Annotated in this window: 11 protein-coding genes; 7 read left to right on the top strand and 4 right to left on the bottom strand. The window is 66.6% G+C overall.

All coding sequences use genetic code 11. From position 1 onward, the window contains the following. Positions 1-142: 142 nt before the first annotated feature. The 5 genes from G5A07_RS11795 (at position 143) to G5A07_RS11775 (ending at position 7,914) form a co-directional block, all read left to right on the top strand. Positions 143-1,396 (top strand): efflux RND transporter periplasmic adaptor subunit, encoded by a 1,254-nt coding sequence (locus G5A07_RS11795; RefSeq protein WP_159359672.1) that lies wholly within the window; start codon positions 143-145, stop codon positions 1,394-1,396. Between the two features lie 102 nt (positions 1,397-1,498). Then, the gene (locus tag G5A07_RS11790) at positions 1,499-2,188 is read left to right on the top strand and encodes an ABC transporter ATP-binding protein (RefSeq protein WP_004137569.1); all 690 of its coding nucleotides are present in this window, start codon (positions 1,499-1,501) and stop codon (positions 2,186-2,188) included. Between the two features lie 14 nt (positions 2,189-2,202). Beyond that, entirely contained in the window at positions 2,203-3,360 is a 1,158-nt protein-coding gene (locus G5A07_RS11785) for an ABC transporter permease (protein ID WP_019338655.1), read from the top strand. 13 nt (positions 3,361-3,373) lie between these two features. Beyond that, positions 3,374-4,696, top strand: coding sequence for an ABC transporter permease (locus G5A07_RS11780; RefSeq protein ID WP_191863344.1), 1,323 nt, complete (start codon positions 3,374-3,376; stop codon positions 4,694-4,696). 359 nt (positions 4,697-5,055) lie between these two features. Beyond that, on the top strand, positions 5,056-7,914 hold the full coding sequence (locus tag G5A07_RS11775) for a TonB-dependent receptor (RefSeq protein ID WP_109815124.1): 2,859 nt from the start codon (positions 5,056-5,058) through the stop codon (positions 7,912-7,914). A 117-nt stretch (positions 7,915-8,031) separates the two neighbouring features. Here the strand turns inward: G5A07_RS11775 and rarD are convergent, their stop codons facing one another. Together rarD and yedA are read right to left on the bottom strand one after the other, a co-directional pair. Next, the gene (gene rarD, locus G5A07_RS11770) at positions 8,032-8,925 is read right to left on the bottom strand and encodes an EamA family transporter RarD (protein ID WP_019338652.1); all 894 of its coding nucleotides are present in this window, start codon (positions 8,923-8,925) and stop codon (positions 8,032-8,034) included. Then, positions 8,922-9,827, bottom strand: a complete 906-nt coding sequence (yedA, locus tag G5A07_RS11765) for a drug/metabolite exporter YedA (protein ID WP_019338651.1) — start codon at positions 9,825-9,827, stop codon at positions 8,922-8,924. Before yedA ends, rarD begins: the two co-directional genes overlap by 4 nt. A gap of 223 nt (positions 9,828-10,050) precedes the next feature. Here yedA and G5A07_RS11760 point away from each other — a divergent pair, with 223 nt between their 5' ends. Then, entirely contained in the window at positions 10,051-11,385 is a 1,335-nt protein-coding gene (locus G5A07_RS11760) for an MFS transporter (RefSeq protein ID WP_019338650.1), read from the top strand. Positions 11,386-11,452: 67 nt separating this feature from the next. Further along, a complete protein-coding gene (locus tag G5A07_RS11755) occupies positions 11,453-11,749 on the top strand; it encodes a hypothetical protein (RefSeq protein WP_010486965.1) in 297 nt (98 codons plus the stop codon). A gap of 38 nt (positions 11,750-11,787) precedes the next feature. Here the strand turns inward: G5A07_RS11755 and G5A07_RS11750 are convergent, their stop codons facing one another. Together G5A07_RS11750 and G5A07_RS11745 are read right to left on the bottom strand one after the other, a co-directional pair. Beyond that, entirely contained in the window at positions 11,788-13,440 is a 1,653-nt protein-coding gene (locus G5A07_RS11750; RefSeq protein ID WP_191863358.1) for a M28 family metallopeptidase, read from the bottom strand. 105 nt (positions 13,441-13,545) lie between these two features. Then, the gene (locus tag G5A07_RS11745) at positions 13,546-14,478 is read right to left on the bottom strand and encodes an MBL fold metallo-hydrolase (protein ID WP_049409946.1); all 933 of its coding nucleotides are present in this window, start codon (positions 14,476-14,478) and stop codon (positions 13,546-13,548) included. Positions 14,479-14,683 lie beyond the last annotated feature (205 nt).

Here is a 14,683-nt window from a genome sequence, read left to right as displayed (position 1 = left end):
GCCGCCGTCAGTGTCATCGGGTGACAGCTGTCACTGCCGTCATCGCCGTACCTGCCTTCATGCTGTGCCGCACGCTCCACCGCCGGAACCGCCGCCGTCTGCCCTTCCGGCCACACCCGCCCGAACGCCTGTGATGGAACGAATGAACGCTTCTGCCGAGCTGTTGAAGGAACTCCGTATCGACCGCAAATCGCCCCCGCCGGCCTCCGGTGGTGGCAGCAACGGCGGTGGTCGCCGTTGGTTGTGGATCGCGATCATCGTGGCCGTGCTGCTAATCGCCGCCGCCGTCGCCTTTCTGTTCGGCCGTGCGCCGGCCGTGGAGGTGGAAACCGCGCCCGCCGTGGCCATCCAGCAGGGCAATGCCAGCAGTTCGGTGCTCGACGCCAGCGGCTACGTGGTCGCCCGCCGCATGGCCACGGTCTCGGCCAAGATCACCGGCAAGGTGCGCGAGGTGATGATCGAGGAAGGCATGCGGGTCGAAGCCGGCCAGGTGATGGCCACCCTGGACCCGATCGATGCCGATGCGCAGCGCAGCCTGTATGCCTCGCAGCTGCAGGCCGCACTCAGCCAGGTGGCCGGGCTGGAGGCGCAGCAGAAGCAGGCCACCGCCGAAGCCAGCCGCCTGCAGGCACTCGTCGGCCAGCAGCTGGTATCGCGCTCACAGTACGACCAGGCCGTGGCACAGCGCGACAGCCTGCGTGCGCAGCTGGAGACCGCCCAGCGCAACGTCAAGGTCGCCAACGACCAGCTGGCCATCGCCGATCTGGGCGTGGACAACAACATCGTGCGCGCGCCGTTCTCCGGGGTGGTCACCGCCAAGGCCGCGCAGCCCGGCGAAATCGTTTCGCCGCTGTCGGCAGGCGGTGGCTTCACCCGTACCGGCATCGGCACCATCGTCGACATGGACTCGCTGGAGATCGAAGTCGAGGTGGGCGAGGCCTTCATCGGCCGCGTGCAGCCGAAGATGCCGGTGGAAGCCACGCTCAACGCCTATCCGGAGTGGAAGATTCCGGGCGAGGTGATCGCCATCATCCCCACCGCCGACCGCGGCAAGGCCACGGTGAAGGTGCGCGTGGCGCTGAAAGTGAAGGACCCACGCATCGTGCCGGAGATGGGCGTGCGGGTCAGCTTCCTGGAACAGGCCCAGCCGCAGGCCGCCGCCAAGCCGCAGGGCGTGCGCGTGCCGGGCGGCGCCGTGGTGCAGCGTGAGGGCGCATCGGTGGCCTTCGTGCTGGGTGACGAAAACCGGGTACAGCAGCGCAAGGTCGAGGCCGGCCAGGCGATGGGCAAGGACCGCCAGATCCTCAAGGGCGTGAGTGCAGGTGAATCGGTGGTGGTGAACCCGCCGGACACCCTGCGCGATGGCGCCAAGGTGCAACAGAAACAAGCGCAGTAACGGCCTGGCGCCCAGGGGCGCCGCCGGCAACACCGCTCGACGCACGCCCGCAGCCACCGCAGGTGCGCTTCCCCGTTTCCCGCCTTCCGTGGAGAACAACCCATGTCGACCCTGGTTTCACTGCGCAACATCACCAAGACCTATCAGCGTGGCCCCGAGAAAGTACAGGTGCTGCACGGCATCGACCTGGACATCGCCAGCGGCGACTTCGTCGCGCTGATGGGCCCGTCCGGTTCGGGCAAGACCACCCTGCTCAACCTGATCGGTGGGCTGGACAACCCCAGTGGCGGCGAAATCAGCATCGAAGGCGAGCGCATCGACCAGATGAGCGGTGGCCAGCTGTCGACCTGGCGCAGCCACCACGTTGGCTTCGTGTTCCAGTTCTATAACCTGATGCCGATGCTGACCGCGCAGAAGAACGTGGAACTGCCACTGCTGCTGACCCACCTCAATGCGGCGCAGCGCCGCCGCAATGCGGAGATCGCGCTGACCCTGGTGGGCCTGGCCGATCGCCGCAGCCATCGCCCGAATGAACTGTCCGGCGGCCAGCAGCAGCGCGTGGCGATCGCGCGGGCGATCGTCTCCGACCCGACCTTCCTGATCTGCGACGAACCGACCGGCGACCTCGACCGCCAGTCCGCCGAGGAGATCCTCGGCCTGCTGCAGCAGCTCAACCGCGAGCATGGCAAGACCATCATCATGGTCACCCATGACCCGAAGGCGGCCGAGTACGCCACGCACACGGTGCACCTGGACAAGGGCGAGCTGGCCGACGCCCCGCTGGCCCACTGACGGAGGCCACGGCGATGAAATACTTTTCGTTGGTGTGGGCGCAGCTGTTCCGCAGCCGCACGCGCACCCTGCTGACCCTGCTCTCGGTGGTGGCCGCGTTCCTGCTGTTCGGCATGCTCGACTCGGTGCGCGTGGCGTTCTCGTCCGGCGGCAGCGTGGAAGGCGCCAACCGCCTGGTGGTGGCCTCGCGGCTGTCGATCACCCAGTCACTGCCGATCCGCCTGGAAACCCAGATCCGCCAGGTGGCTGGCGTGCGCGACGTGGCCTATGGCATGTGGTTCGGCGGCATCTACCAGGACCCGAAGAACTTCTTCCCGAACTTCTCGGTGTCGCCCAACTACTTCGATGTCTACCGCGAACTGCAGATCGATCCGGCGCAGCTGGAAGACTGGAAGCAGACCCGCACCGGTGCGATCGTCGGCGAAACCCTGGCCAAGCAGTTCGGCTGGAAGATCGGCGACACCATCCCGCTGCAGGCCACGATCTTCCCGCGTGGCGGCAGCAACGACTGGCCGCTGGAGCTGAAGGGCATCTACCGCTCCAAGGACCGTGCGCTGGCCGCCAATGAAGAACGCCAGCTGATGATGAACTGGAAGTACTTCGATGAATCCAACGACTACATCAAGAACCAGGTGAGCTGGTACACGGTGACGCTGGACAACCCGGACCACTCCTCGCGGGTGGCTCAGGCAATCGACGCGATCTCGGCCAACTCCGACCACGAGACCAAGACCCAGACCGAATCGGCGTTCCAGCAGGCCTTCGTCAAGCAGTTCGCCGACATCGGCATGATCGTCACTTCGATCATGGGCGCGGTGTTCTTCACCCTGCTGCTGTTGACCGGCAACACCATGGCACAGGCGGTGCGCGAGCGCGTGCCGGAACTGGCCACGCTGAAAACGCTGGGCTTCAAGGACAGCACCGTGCTGACCCTGGTGATGGTGGAGTCGGTGCTGCTGATCGGCCTCGGCGGGCTAATCGGCATGGGCCTGGCCGCGCTGATCCTGCCGGCGATCGGGCCGAAAAGCATGGGCATGCTGCCGCCGCACGTGCCGACGCCGACCTGGCTGATGGGGCTGGGCCTGATCGTGGTGATCGGCATCATCGTCGGCCTGTTGCCGGCGCTGCGTGCCAAGCGCCTGAAGATCGTCGACGCACTGGCCGGCCGCTGAGGAGAACACCGACATGTTCAAGAGCAAACTCAAGAAGTGGCTGGGCAACGGCGTGACGGTGCTGCTGCTGGTGATCGGCCTGGTGCTGTGGATCAGCCTGCCGTGGATGGGCGTGCTGGCCGTGGCCGTGCTGGTGGCCCTGTGGCTGCTGCTGACCCGCGGCGGACGGTTGGCACTGGCCGCCACCCGCATCGGCGTGGCCAGCCTGCCGCAGCGCTGGGGCGCGTCCTCGGTGATCGTGGTCGGCATCGCCGGCGTGGTCGGCGTGCTGGTGGCGATGCTGGCGATGGGCGAAGGCTTCCAGGCCACGCTCAACAACACCGGCGATGACACCACCGCCATTGTGCTGCGCGGTGGCTCGCAGGCCGAGACCAACTCGGTCATCACCCGCGAGCAGGTTCCCACGCTGTCCACCCTGCCCGGCATCACCCGCGATGCCGAAGGTCGGCCGCTGCTGTCACCAGAGCTGTCGCAGGTGGTCAACCTGGTGTCAAAGTCCGATGGCACCGACGTCAACGCGCAGTTCCGCGGCGTCGGCCCGCAGGCGTGGGCGGTGCACGACAAGGTCAAGATCGTCGAAGGCCGCACGTTCGCCACTGGCCTGCGCGAGATCGTGGTCGGCCAGGGCGCCAAGGGCCAGTTCCGCGATCTGGATGTGGGCAGGACGCTGACCCTGGGCAACCAGACCTGGACCGTGGTGGGCGTCTTCGCCACCGGCGATGCACATGATTCGGAACTGTGGACCGACGCCGATACGCTGGCCACCACCTACCAGCGCAGTGCGTGGCAGTCGATCAGCGTGCGCACCGATGGCAAGGCCGGCTTCGAGCAGTTCAAGGCCGCCGTCGCCGCTGATCCACGCCTGAAGCTGGACGTGGAAACCACCCGTGTCTACTACAGCAAGCAGGGCGGTGGGCTGACCAAGCTGATCGACATCCTCGGCAAGGTAATCGGCACGATCATGGCGGTCGGTGCGGTGTTCGGCGCGCTCAACACCATGTATGCGGCCGTGGCCACGCGTGCGCGCGAGATCGCCACCATGCGCGCGATCGGCTTCCGAGGCCTGCCGGTGGTGACCGCGGTGATGCTGGAGACGATGCTGCTGGCGCTGCTGGGTGGCCTGCTCGGCTGTGCGGTGGCATGGCTGCTGTTCAATGGCTACAGCGTGTCCACCATCGGCAGCAACTTCAGCGCGGTGGTGTTCAAGTTCCACGTGTCGCCGGAACTGCTGTGGACGGGTTTGAAATGGGCGCTGGGCATCGGCCTGGTCGGCGGCCTGTTCCCGGCGCTGCGCGCAGCGCGTTTGCCGATCACCAAGGCGCTGCGCGAAACCTGAGCATTTCCCAGCGATAGATTGCGCATCCTGCAGAGGGACGGAGCGAAGGCTCCGTCCCTTTTTGTTTGCACGTCATCCACGCATGGCGTGGATGGATGCCTGCGCACACGCGCTGCTACAGATCGGCGGAAATCCGCCGCTATCGATGCCTCTGCCCATCGCGCACGCAACGTGCGTGACGCTGCGCACATCGCATCTGTGGATTGTTGGTTGCGATTCATCTTCGCGCACATTCAGCGGCATGGCGACAAACAGTTACGAATGGAAACACTCTAGAATCCCGGCCCCCACGTTGGTTTGCAGCACCCCACGCGCCCACAGAACGGACGCTTGTTTTCCTGAAACACGAGATGTCACGGATGTCCCTGAAAACCACTCCGCTGCGCAACGCGATCGTCATCGCGCTGGCCGCCAGCTGCACCACCCCCGCCTTCGCACAGAGCGCCGGCGATACCCCGACCAACCTCGACCGCATCGAGATCACCGGCTCCCGCATCCGCCAGGCCAGCGTCGAGACCGCACAGCCGGTCGTCGCGCTCAGCCGCGCCGAGATCGAGAAGAAGGGCTACATCAACGTCGCCGACATCCTGCAGGACGTCACCGCCGCCGGTGCTCCGAGCCTGAGCCGCTCGTCGTCGCTGAGTTCTTCGCGCGACTTCGGCGGCACGTACGTCAGCCTGCGCAACCTCGGCCCGGAACGCAGCCTGGTGCTGATCGACGGCCGCCGCATGGGCGTCAGCGCCGGTGGCTACTCCGACCTGGCTTCGATTCCGTCCGCCATCGTCGAGCGCGTGGAAGTGCTGACCGACGGCGCATCCGCGCTGTACGGCTCGGACGCCATCGCCGGTGTGGTCAACATCATCACCCGCAAGAACTTCGACGGCGGCGAAGCCAGCGTCTACGTCGGCCAGTACGGTGAAGGCGACGGCCAGAAGCGCTCCTACAGCGCTACCTTCGGCAAGACCTTCGACCGCGGCTGGTTCAGCGTCGGCGCCGAGCGCACCAAGGAAGACGAGATCCTCGGCAGCGAGCGCGAGTTCAGCCGTTACCCGGGTGGCCCGCGCCACGCCGATGACGTCGACGCGCTGAGCCCGACCACCCAGTGGGGCACCGTCACCGTCGGCGGCAAGCCGCTGACCGTGGGCCCGGGCGGTAATCCGAGCCAGGCTGGCAACTTCCACACCCCGGACCCGGCTGATGGTGCCAACGCCAAGACCAACATGAGCCTGCTGAGCGGTCTGGAGCGCACCTCGGTGTTCGCCAACGGTGGTTTCTCGATCACCGACAACCTGCGCATCGTGGCCGACGCGCTGTACAGCAAGCGCGAGTCGACCAAGCACCTGGCCGGCTACCCGTACTCGGTATCGGCCGCACAGGCCCGCAATGGCACCCGTGCTGCCCTGTCCAAGGACAGCACCTTCAACAAGTGGGGCCAGGACGTCCTGTTCTCGCACCGCACTGAAGAACTTCCGCGCGGCACCGAGAACAACCTGGACACCAAGCGCGCCAGCATCGGCCTGGAAGGCAGCTTCGAAACCGGTTCGCGTTACTGGGACTGGAACGTCAGCTACATGTACAACCGCAATGAAGGCGAGCGCATCGGTACCGGCAGCATGTACCAGCCGCACGTCGACCTGGCGGTCGGCCCGTCCTTCATGGATGGCACCGTGGCACGCTGTGGCACCCCGGGTGCGGTGATCGCCGGCTGCGTGCCGTGGAACCCGGCCGCGCCGATGGGCTATGTGGGCCCGGGCTCGCTGGGCAACCAGGACGTGCAGGACTACCTGTTCACCCGCTTCGTCGACAAGATGAAGAGCACCACCAAGGTCGCCAGCGCCAACATCTCCGGCTCGCTGTTCACTCTGCCTGCCGGTGACATCATGGGTGCGATGGGCTTCGAGCACCGAAGCGAAGAGGCCAGCTACACCCCGGACCTGATGGTGCAAAAGGGCCAGATCGCCGGCACCACCGGCCAGCCGACCCGTGGCGATTACTCGCTCAACGAGGTCTACCTGGAAATGCAGGTGCCGCTGCTGGCCGACATGCCGTTCGCGCGTGAACTGTCGCTGGACCTGGCCGGTCGTTACACCGACTACAACACCTTCGGTTCGACCACCAACAGCAAGTTCGGCCTGAAGTGGAAGCCGATCGACAGCCTGCTGGTGCGCGCGACCTACGGTACCGGCTTCCGTGCACCCACCGTGGACGATCTCTACGGCGGCGCCGTGTCCAGCCGCGATTCGTTCACCGATCCGTGCGATACGAAGTTCGGCATCGCCGCCAGCAGCCCGACCGTGGCAGCACGCTGCAAGGCGCTGAATGTGCCCGCCAACTTCCGTCAGCAGACCGGTGCGGACGGCAACCTTGCCAACCGCCCGGGCCAGCAGGCCACCTCCGATTTCAACTCGGGTTCCAACCCGGAACTGAAGCCGGAAACCGCCAAGACCTGGACCGTCGGCCTGGTCTACAGCCCGGAATTCGTGCAGGGCCTGGACGTCAGCCTGGACTGGTGGAAGATCCGCATCAACAACGCCATCGTCGGCGAGTCGGCCACCGACATCCTCAACCAGTGCTACGTGCAGGGTGTGGATTCGGCCTGCGGTCGCTTCACCCGTTCCACCGCTGCGGCCACCCGTGGCCAGGTCTCGGCGCTGGATCGTTCGCTGGTCAATGCTGGCTATCGCGAAACCGCCGGCTATGACATCGGCGTGCGTTACCGCCTGCCGGAAACCGCGTACGGCAAGTTTGCCATCAACTGGAACACCACCTACACCGACTACCTGGAGCAGCGCAACGACAGCGCCGCTACCACGCCGGTGGAGCAGAAGACCGGCTGGCAGGGCAACTTCCGCGTGCGTTCGACCTTCAACCTGGATTGGCAATACGGCGATCTGGGCATCGGCTGGACCGCCCGCTACTACTCGGGCATGAAGGAAGCCTGCTCGTATGACCTGGCCGGTGGCCCGGACTGCAACATGGCCGGCTTCGTCTCGCCGTACACCGATGCGCAGCCGAGCCGCAAGGTGGGCTCCAACACCTTCCACGACCTGCAGGTGCGTTACAGCCTGCCGTGGGACGGCACCGTGTCGCTGGGCGTGAACAACGTCTTCGACCACCAGGGTCCGATCATGTACAGCCAGCCGAACAGCAGCTTCACCTACTACGGTGGCTTCGACATCGGTCGTTTCATGTACATGAAGTACCAGCAGCGCTTCTAAGCCTGCAACCGCGTTCCCGCCACCGCCATCTCTCTCCTGGCGGTGGATGGAAGCAGAACGGCGCCCCTCGGGGCGCCGTTCTTTTTTTGCGGAAAGCGTGGCCGGATCCCGGCGCCGCTACCGCTTGCGCATCGTGCGGATGTTGTCGCCGACGAACAGCACCAGGCCGGCCCAGATCGCCGCGAAGCCGATCGCCTTGGCGGTATCGAACGCTTCGTGGAAGAAGAACACGCCCAGCAGCAGCTGCAGGCTCGGCGCGATGTACTGCAGGATGCCGACCAGCGACAGCGGAATGCGCTTCACGCCGTAAGCAAAGCCGATCAGCGGCACGGCCGTCACCGCACCGCCGAAGATCAGCAGCAGGTCGTTGCGCCAGCCCCAGCCATGGAAGAACGCGCCGCCATGGCCGTTCTCGGCCCAGATCGCGAACGCCAGCGCCGGCAGGAACAGGTACATGCTCTCCACGCCCAGCCCGGCCACCGGATCGACCGAAACCAGCTTGCGCAGCAGCCCATACAGGCCGAACGAACAGGCCAGGCCCAACGCGATCCACGGCGGCGTGCCCGCATCGATGGTCAGCCAGGCCACACCCACCGCCGCCATCGCCACCGCCACCCACTGCAGGCGGCGCAGGCGCTCCTTCAGCACCAGCACGCCCAGCAGCACGTTCACCAGCGGGTTGATGAAGTAACCCAGGCTGGTTTCGATCACATGGCCGGCGTTGACCGCCCAGATGTACAGGCCCCAGTTGAACGCGATGGTCAGGCTCGACACCAGCAGGATCGGCAGCGCGCGCGGCTGTGCGGCGATCTTCTGCCACCAGCCCAGGCGCGAACTGAGCAGCAGCCAGCCCAGCACCAGCACGGTGCTCCAGATGATGCGGTGGGCGATGATCTGGAACGAGGGGACCTCGTTGAGCAGGTGCCAGTACACCGGCACCAACCCCCAGATCACGAAGGTGGACGCAGTGACCAGCAGGCCCCGGCGTTGTTCTTTCTCGTCCATGCTCATTTCTTTCGTGTCCTTGCCATTGTCAGCACCACCACACCCAGAAGAATCACCGCCATGGCGAGGAAGTCCCGCCATCCAAAGCGTTCACCATTCAATGCAGCGCCCAGCAGCACCGCAATCACCGGATTGACGTACGCATAGCTGCCCGCCAGCGCCGGGCGCACGTTCTGCAGCAGCCATACGTAGGCGGTGAACGCGACGATGGAGCCGAACACGCACAGGTAGGCCATCGCCAGCAGGCCACCGGTATCGGGCAGCGTGGTCGGGCGTTCGCCCACGGCCAGGCCGATCAGCACCAGCAGCACGCCGCCGCAGATCATCTGACCGGCAGCGGTCATGAACGGGCCCGGCAGGTCCAGGCCACGTGACCACACCGAACCGAACGCCCAGCCGATCGGCGCGATCAGCAGCAGCACCAGCCCGGTCGGCGAGGCGGTCAGGCTGCTGCCGGCATTGAGCCAGACCACGCCGACAAAGCCGACCGCGATGCCCAGCCATTCACCCTTGCTGGCATGTTGGCCGCGCAGCGCCGAGAACAGCGCCATCCACAGCGGCACCGAGGCCACCGCGGTAGCGGCCAGGCCCGAAGACACCTCACGCTCGGCCAGCACCACCATGCCGTTGCCCAGCACCAGCATGGTCACGCCCATCACCACCAGGTTGCGCCACTGCCGCAGGGTCGGGTTCGGCATCGTCCAGAACAGGCGCAAGGCCAGGAACATCAGGCCACCGGCAATGATGAACCGGCTGCCGGAGACCATCGTCAGCGGCAGCGCGCCGCCGTGCAGGGCCTTGGCGATGCCCAGGTAGGTCGAGCCCCAGACCACGTAGACCAGCAGCAATGCCAGCGCGACAAGGCCACCCCGGGGGGCAGCCGCAGACGAAGAAGGGGGAGCCGACATGACACACCAGGGAGCCGGGGGAAGGCGGATTCTAGGACGTTTTGAGTATGGTCCGGGACCCCGGACAGTGGCACGCTGTCATCCATCCATGCACCCTGCTCTGGTCTGCTACCCCGTGTTGACGGCCGATGCAGTACCAAGAGGGCTGCCCGGCCGCGCCGCCCCAAGGCCGGGCGCCGTTTTCCCTGCGCACGGACGCGCCGCATCGAGGATTCCCACCCAGATGAGCACCACGTCCCAACCTGCCGTACCCGCAAACGACCGCGCTGCCCTGCGGCGGTCGATCTCCAACACCCTCAAAGGCTCCGCCGGCAACCTGGTGGAGTGGTATGACGTCTACGTGTACTCGGTGTTCGCCGTGTACTTCGAATCGCAGTTCTTCTCGCCGGACGACAAGAACTCCACCCTGTACGTGTGGGCGATCTTCGCCGCGACCTTCTTGATGCGCCCGATCGGTGCCTGGTTCTTCGGCCGCTTCGCCGACCGCCACGGCCGCCGCCTGGCGCTGACGGTCTCGGTCACGCTGATGGCGCTGTGCTCGTTCCTCATCGCCATCACCCCCACCGCCGCCAGCATCGGCATCTGGGCCGCGGTCATCCTGCTGTTCGCACGCCTGCTGCAGGGCTTCGCCACCGGTGGCGAGTACGGTGCCAGCGCCACCTACATGTCCGAGGCGGCCATTCCCGGCCGTCGCGGCTTCCTGTCCTCCTTCCACTACGTCACCCTGGTTGGCGGCCATGTGCTGGCCCAGCTGACCCTGCTGCTGATGCTGACCTTCTGGGGCAAGCCGGAGATCTCCGAGTGGGGCTGGCGCATCGCCTTCGGCATCGGTGGCATCGCCGCGGTGGTGGTGTTCTGGCTGCGCCGCGGCATGGACGAATCGCTGTCGGAGTCGTCCATCGAAGCCGCACGCGAAGGCAAGGCACAGAAGTCCGGCTCGATGTACGAGCTGTTCGTGCACCAGTGGCGCCCGCTGCTGCTGTGCTTCCTGATCACCGCCGGTGGCACCGTGGCCTTCTACACCTACTCGGTGAACGGCCCGAAGATGATCCAGAGCGCCTTCGCCGGCAACGACCCGATGACCGGCACCCTGATCAACCTGGGCGTGCTGGCGTTCCTGATGGTGCTGCAGCCGGTCGGCGGCTGGCTGTCGGACATCATCGGCCGCAAGACCCTGCTGGTGTTCTTCGGTGTGGGCGGTGTGCTGTACAGCTGGTACCTGATCACCCAGCTGCCGCACCAGCATGACGCCACCCTGGCCTTCCTGACCCTGGCCATGGCCTTCGTCATCCTCACCGGCTACACCTCGATCAACGCGGTGGTGAAGGCCGAGCTGTTCCCCACCCACGTGCGTGCACTGGGCGTGGGCCTGGGTTACGCGCTGGCCAACTCGCTGTTCGGTGGCACCGCCCCGCTGCTGTACCAGGGCGCGCTGAAGACCGGCCATGTCGACTGGTTCGCTATCTACGTAACCGCCACGATCGCGGTATCGTTGGTGGTCTATGTGTTCTTCCTTACCAACAAGGGCCCGAACTGGCTCGACGGCACCCGCACGTAAGCGCGTTGCCGTAATTGCGGCCACCGGTGCAATGCCGGTGGCCGCTGCGTCTCCCGCCACGCCACTGATGTGGATCGCGGCGACGCTGGCCGCAGCCACGGCACTGGCCTGGCTGCTGCGCCGCCCCAACGCACAGGCCGCATGGCCACGCATCGGGTTCGGGATCGCCCTGCTGGTGTTCTGCGGCGCGCTGGCGCTGCAGCTGGCGGTGGACCTGGGCAGCGGCCACAGCTCGCTGCAACTGCGCCTGCACCGCGGCATCAACGCAGGATCACCGGTTGGCCTGCGTACGATGGTGGCGTGCTATCTGGCCGCGCTCGCTGCCAGTGGCTGGGGCGCATGGACGCTGTTGCGCCGGCGCTGATGAGCGCGCGATCGTGCCGGCCGCTGGCCGGCACTACTTCAGCGGCGGGCCGCTTCGCTCTTGTCGCGCGCGCCGCGGAACTCCGATTCCTTTTCCCACGTCGGCCAGCGGCGGCTGTTGGCCAGCTCGGCGCCCAGGTCATAGACCAGCAGGGTGTCAGCCGCGTGGCCGCTCGGGTCCCAGCTCGGGGTCCAGGCATCGCAGGCCTGGTGGTAGCAGTCGGCGAAGTACTTCTCGCGCAGCGCGCGGCCGGCTTCTACGCCGCCGTCCAGCTTGTCCAGACCGGGGCCGATGGTGATCGCCGGCACGCCCAGGCGGGCGAAGGCGAAGTGGTCGGCGCGGTAGAAGAAGCCCGCTTCCAGGTTCGGGTCCGGGCTGTAGCTGCGGCCGCGGGCCTTGGCCACGCGTTCCAGATCGCCTTCCAGCGACACCCGGCCCTTGCCCCACGAAGCGATGTCGCGGGTCGGGCCATCCGGGCTGAACATTTCGATGTTCAGCACTGCGGCGGTCTTGTCCAGCGGCGCCAGCGGGTGCGCGGCGTAGTAGCTGGCGCCCAGCAGGCCCTTCTCTTCGGCGGTCAGGGCCACGAAGTACAGCGTGCGCTGCGGCTGCGGGCCGGCGGCGAACACGCGGCCCAGTTCCAGCACCGTGGCCACGCCAGTGGCGTTGTCGATCGCACCACGGCGGATGCGATCGCCCTTGGCATCGGCCTGGCCGATACCGAACGCATCCCAGTGCGCGGAGAAGATCACCGCCTCGTCGCCATGCTCGCCGCCGGGCAGCTTGGCCACCACGTTGCGGGTCACCACCTGCTCGCGCTTGAGCGCGAAATCCACGCTCAGCTTCGCGTTGTCCAGTGCTACCGGGCGGAAGTCTGCACGCATCGCCTTGCGCTTCTCGGCATCGAAGTCGAGGCCGGCGTCGGCGAAGATCGCCTCGGCCAGTTCGCGCTGCATCCAGCCGCGCAGCGGCGTGTGCTGCGCCATCGCCTCGGCCTGGCCGCGCTCGATGTCGAACAGCGGCGAGGTGCCCGAGCTCTTCACCGTGGCCCAGCCATACGCAGCCGGCGCGGTCTCGTGAACGATCAGCACGCCTTCGGCACCACGGCGCGCGGCTTCCTCGAACTTGTAGGTCCAGCGGCCGTAATAGGTCACCGCCTTGCCATCGAACGCGCCCGGCGCATCGGCTTCGAAATCGGCGTCATTGATCAGCACGACGGCGATCTTGCCGTGCAGGTCCACGTCCTTGTAGTCGTTCCAGTGGCGTTCCGGCGCATCGATGCCGTATCCGACGAACACCAGCGGCGCATCCTTGATCTGCACGCGCTTGCGCGGTTGCAGGCTCTGCAGGGTCACGTCCACGCCGTTGGCCAGCGCGCGGCTGCCCTGCTTCAGCGACAGGCTGGCCTTGGCCGGGCCCTCCAGCTGAGCGCGCACCAGTGGCACCGGCTGCACCCAGCTGCCATCCACGCCACCCGGCTGCAGGCCGTAGCTGCGGAACTGCTCGATCAGGTACTGCACCGTGCGCTCTTCGCCCTCGGTGGCCGGCGCGCGGCCCTCGAATTCATCCGACGCCAGCACGCGCACGTGGCGCGACAGTGCCTGCGGATCGATGCCGCCACCGGGAAGGTCATTGGCCGCATGGGCCAGGCCACCGACGAACAGGCAGGACGACAGCAGCAACACGCGCATCGGATTCACGGCAGTACCACGGCTAGCTTGGAAGTCACCAGAGTGTAACGTGGTCGTGACATCACGGCGCAGCCTGGGCCCACGTCATCCACGCATGGCGTGGATCTACCTGCTGATGCGGTCCAGCCAGCAGGCCAGGCCCTGCGCATTGAGTTCGATGTCCATCGCCAGCACCGCAGTCACCGCCGCATCGTCCAGCGCACAGCCATGCAGCTGTGCACGTTCCAGGTACAGCGCCTGCAGTGCAGCCAGCAGGCAGCGGTGACGGTCCGGCCGGCCATCGCACTGGCGGCCGATGGCGGCCATCGCATCGATCTGCTCGAACAGGTCGTCGGCCAGTTTCTCCACCTGTTCCACACGACCGTAGTGGGTCAGGTACATCGCCTGCGGGCCGTAGCCCAGCATGCGCCGGATCGAGGCCTTCATCGCTTCCGGGTCGAACTGCACCGGCGACGAGGTGGGGAAGATGAAAGCGCCCTGCGCACTGTCCAGCTCGCGGTAGGAGATGCCGAAGGTATCGCCTGTGAACCAGCTGCGGCTGCGCGCATCCCACACGCAGTAGTGGTGCAGCGCGTGGCCCGGCGTGTGCAGCAGTACCAGCTCGCGGCCAGCCAGGTCGATGCGGTGGCCGTCTTCGGCCACCACCACTCGGTGCTCCGGAATGGCCTCGATGCGGCCATAGCTGCGCGCGATTTCCTCGGCGCCGTATACCGCCGTGGCACCCGCAATCAGCCGGGTCGGGTCGATCATGTGCGGCGCACCACGCGGGTGCAGCACCGCCTTTGCATTCGGCAGCTGCTGCATCAGCAGGCCCGCACCCCCAGCGTGGTCCAGGTGCACGTGCGTGAGCAGCAGCCAGTCCACCGCGTCCACGCCCAGGCCGGCGTCGGCCAGCGCCTGCAGCATGGCCGGCACGGAAAGGCCGGTGCCGCAGTCGACGAACGCGGCACGGCCGTTCTCAACGATCAGATAGGCCGCGTCGAAGTCGGGACGCTGGAAGCCGGTATCGATGGTGTGGATGCTGGGGTCGGCGGTCATCGGCACGCACCTGGCAGGATCGGGAACAGACACCATGGTAGGCGCGCAGGCGGCCCGGGTTCGATGCGGCTTTGGTCGGAGGGCGCTCTACTGTAGAGCCGAGCCCACGCTCGGCTGCCATTCTGTCAGGCATCAGCCGAGCATAGGCTCGGCTCTACAGCGGCACGCGAAGTCGAGCATGGCTTGTATGTTCCTCCCGGCTCCT

The organism is Stenotrophomonas sp. AS012628 (assembly GCF_010608305.1).
GTDB classification, from domain to species: domain Bacteria; phylum Pseudomonadota; class Gammaproteobacteria; order Xanthomonadales; family Xanthomonadaceae; genus Stenotrophomonas; species Stenotrophomonas geniculata.
The sequence above is the reverse complement of the archived record's forward strand: the minus strand, read 5'-3'. Positions and strand labels throughout refer to the sequence as shown.

Coding starts and splice junctions, on each gene's coding strand:
- yedA (WP_019338651.1), bottom strand. CDS start 9,827: ATGTCGGCTCCCCCTTCTTCGTCTGCGGCTGCCCCCCGGGGTGGCCTT.
- G5A07_RS11760 (WP_019338650.1), top strand. CDS start 10,051: ATGAGCACCACGTCCCAACCTGCCGTACCCGCAAACGACCGCGCTGCC.
- G5A07_RS11780 (WP_191863344.1), top strand. CDS start 3,374: ATGTTCAAGAGCAAACTCAAGAAGTGGCTGGGCAACGGCGTGACGGTG.
- G5A07_RS11785 (WP_019338655.1), top strand. CDS start 2,203: ATGAAATACTTTTCGTTGGTGTGGGCGCAGCTGTTCCGCAGCCGCACG.
- G5A07_RS11755 (WP_010486965.1), top strand. CDS start 11,453: ATGTGGATCGCGGCGACGCTGGCCGCAGCCACGGCACTGGCCTGGCTG.
- G5A07_RS11775 (WP_109815124.1), top strand. CDS start 5,056: ATGTCCCTGAAAACCACTCCGCTGCGCAACGCGATCGTCATCGCGCTG.
- G5A07_RS11795 (WP_159359672.1), top strand. CDS start 143: ATGAACGCTTCTGCCGAGCTGTTGAAGGAACTCCGTATCGACCGCAAA.
- rarD (WP_019338652.1), bottom strand. CDS start 8,925: ATGAGCATGGACGAGAAAGAACAACGCCGGGGCCTGCTGGTCACTGCG.
- G5A07_RS11790 (WP_004137569.1), top strand. CDS start 1,499: ATGTCGACCCTGGTTTCACTGCGCAACATCACCAAGACCTATCAGCGT.
- G5A07_RS11750 (WP_191863358.1), bottom strand. CDS start 13,440: ATGCGCGTGTTGCTGCTGTCGTCCTGCCTGTTCGTCGGTGGCCTGGCC.
- G5A07_RS11745 (WP_049409946.1), bottom strand. CDS start 14,478: ATGACCGCCGACCCCAGCATCCACACCATCGATACCGGCTTCCAGCGT.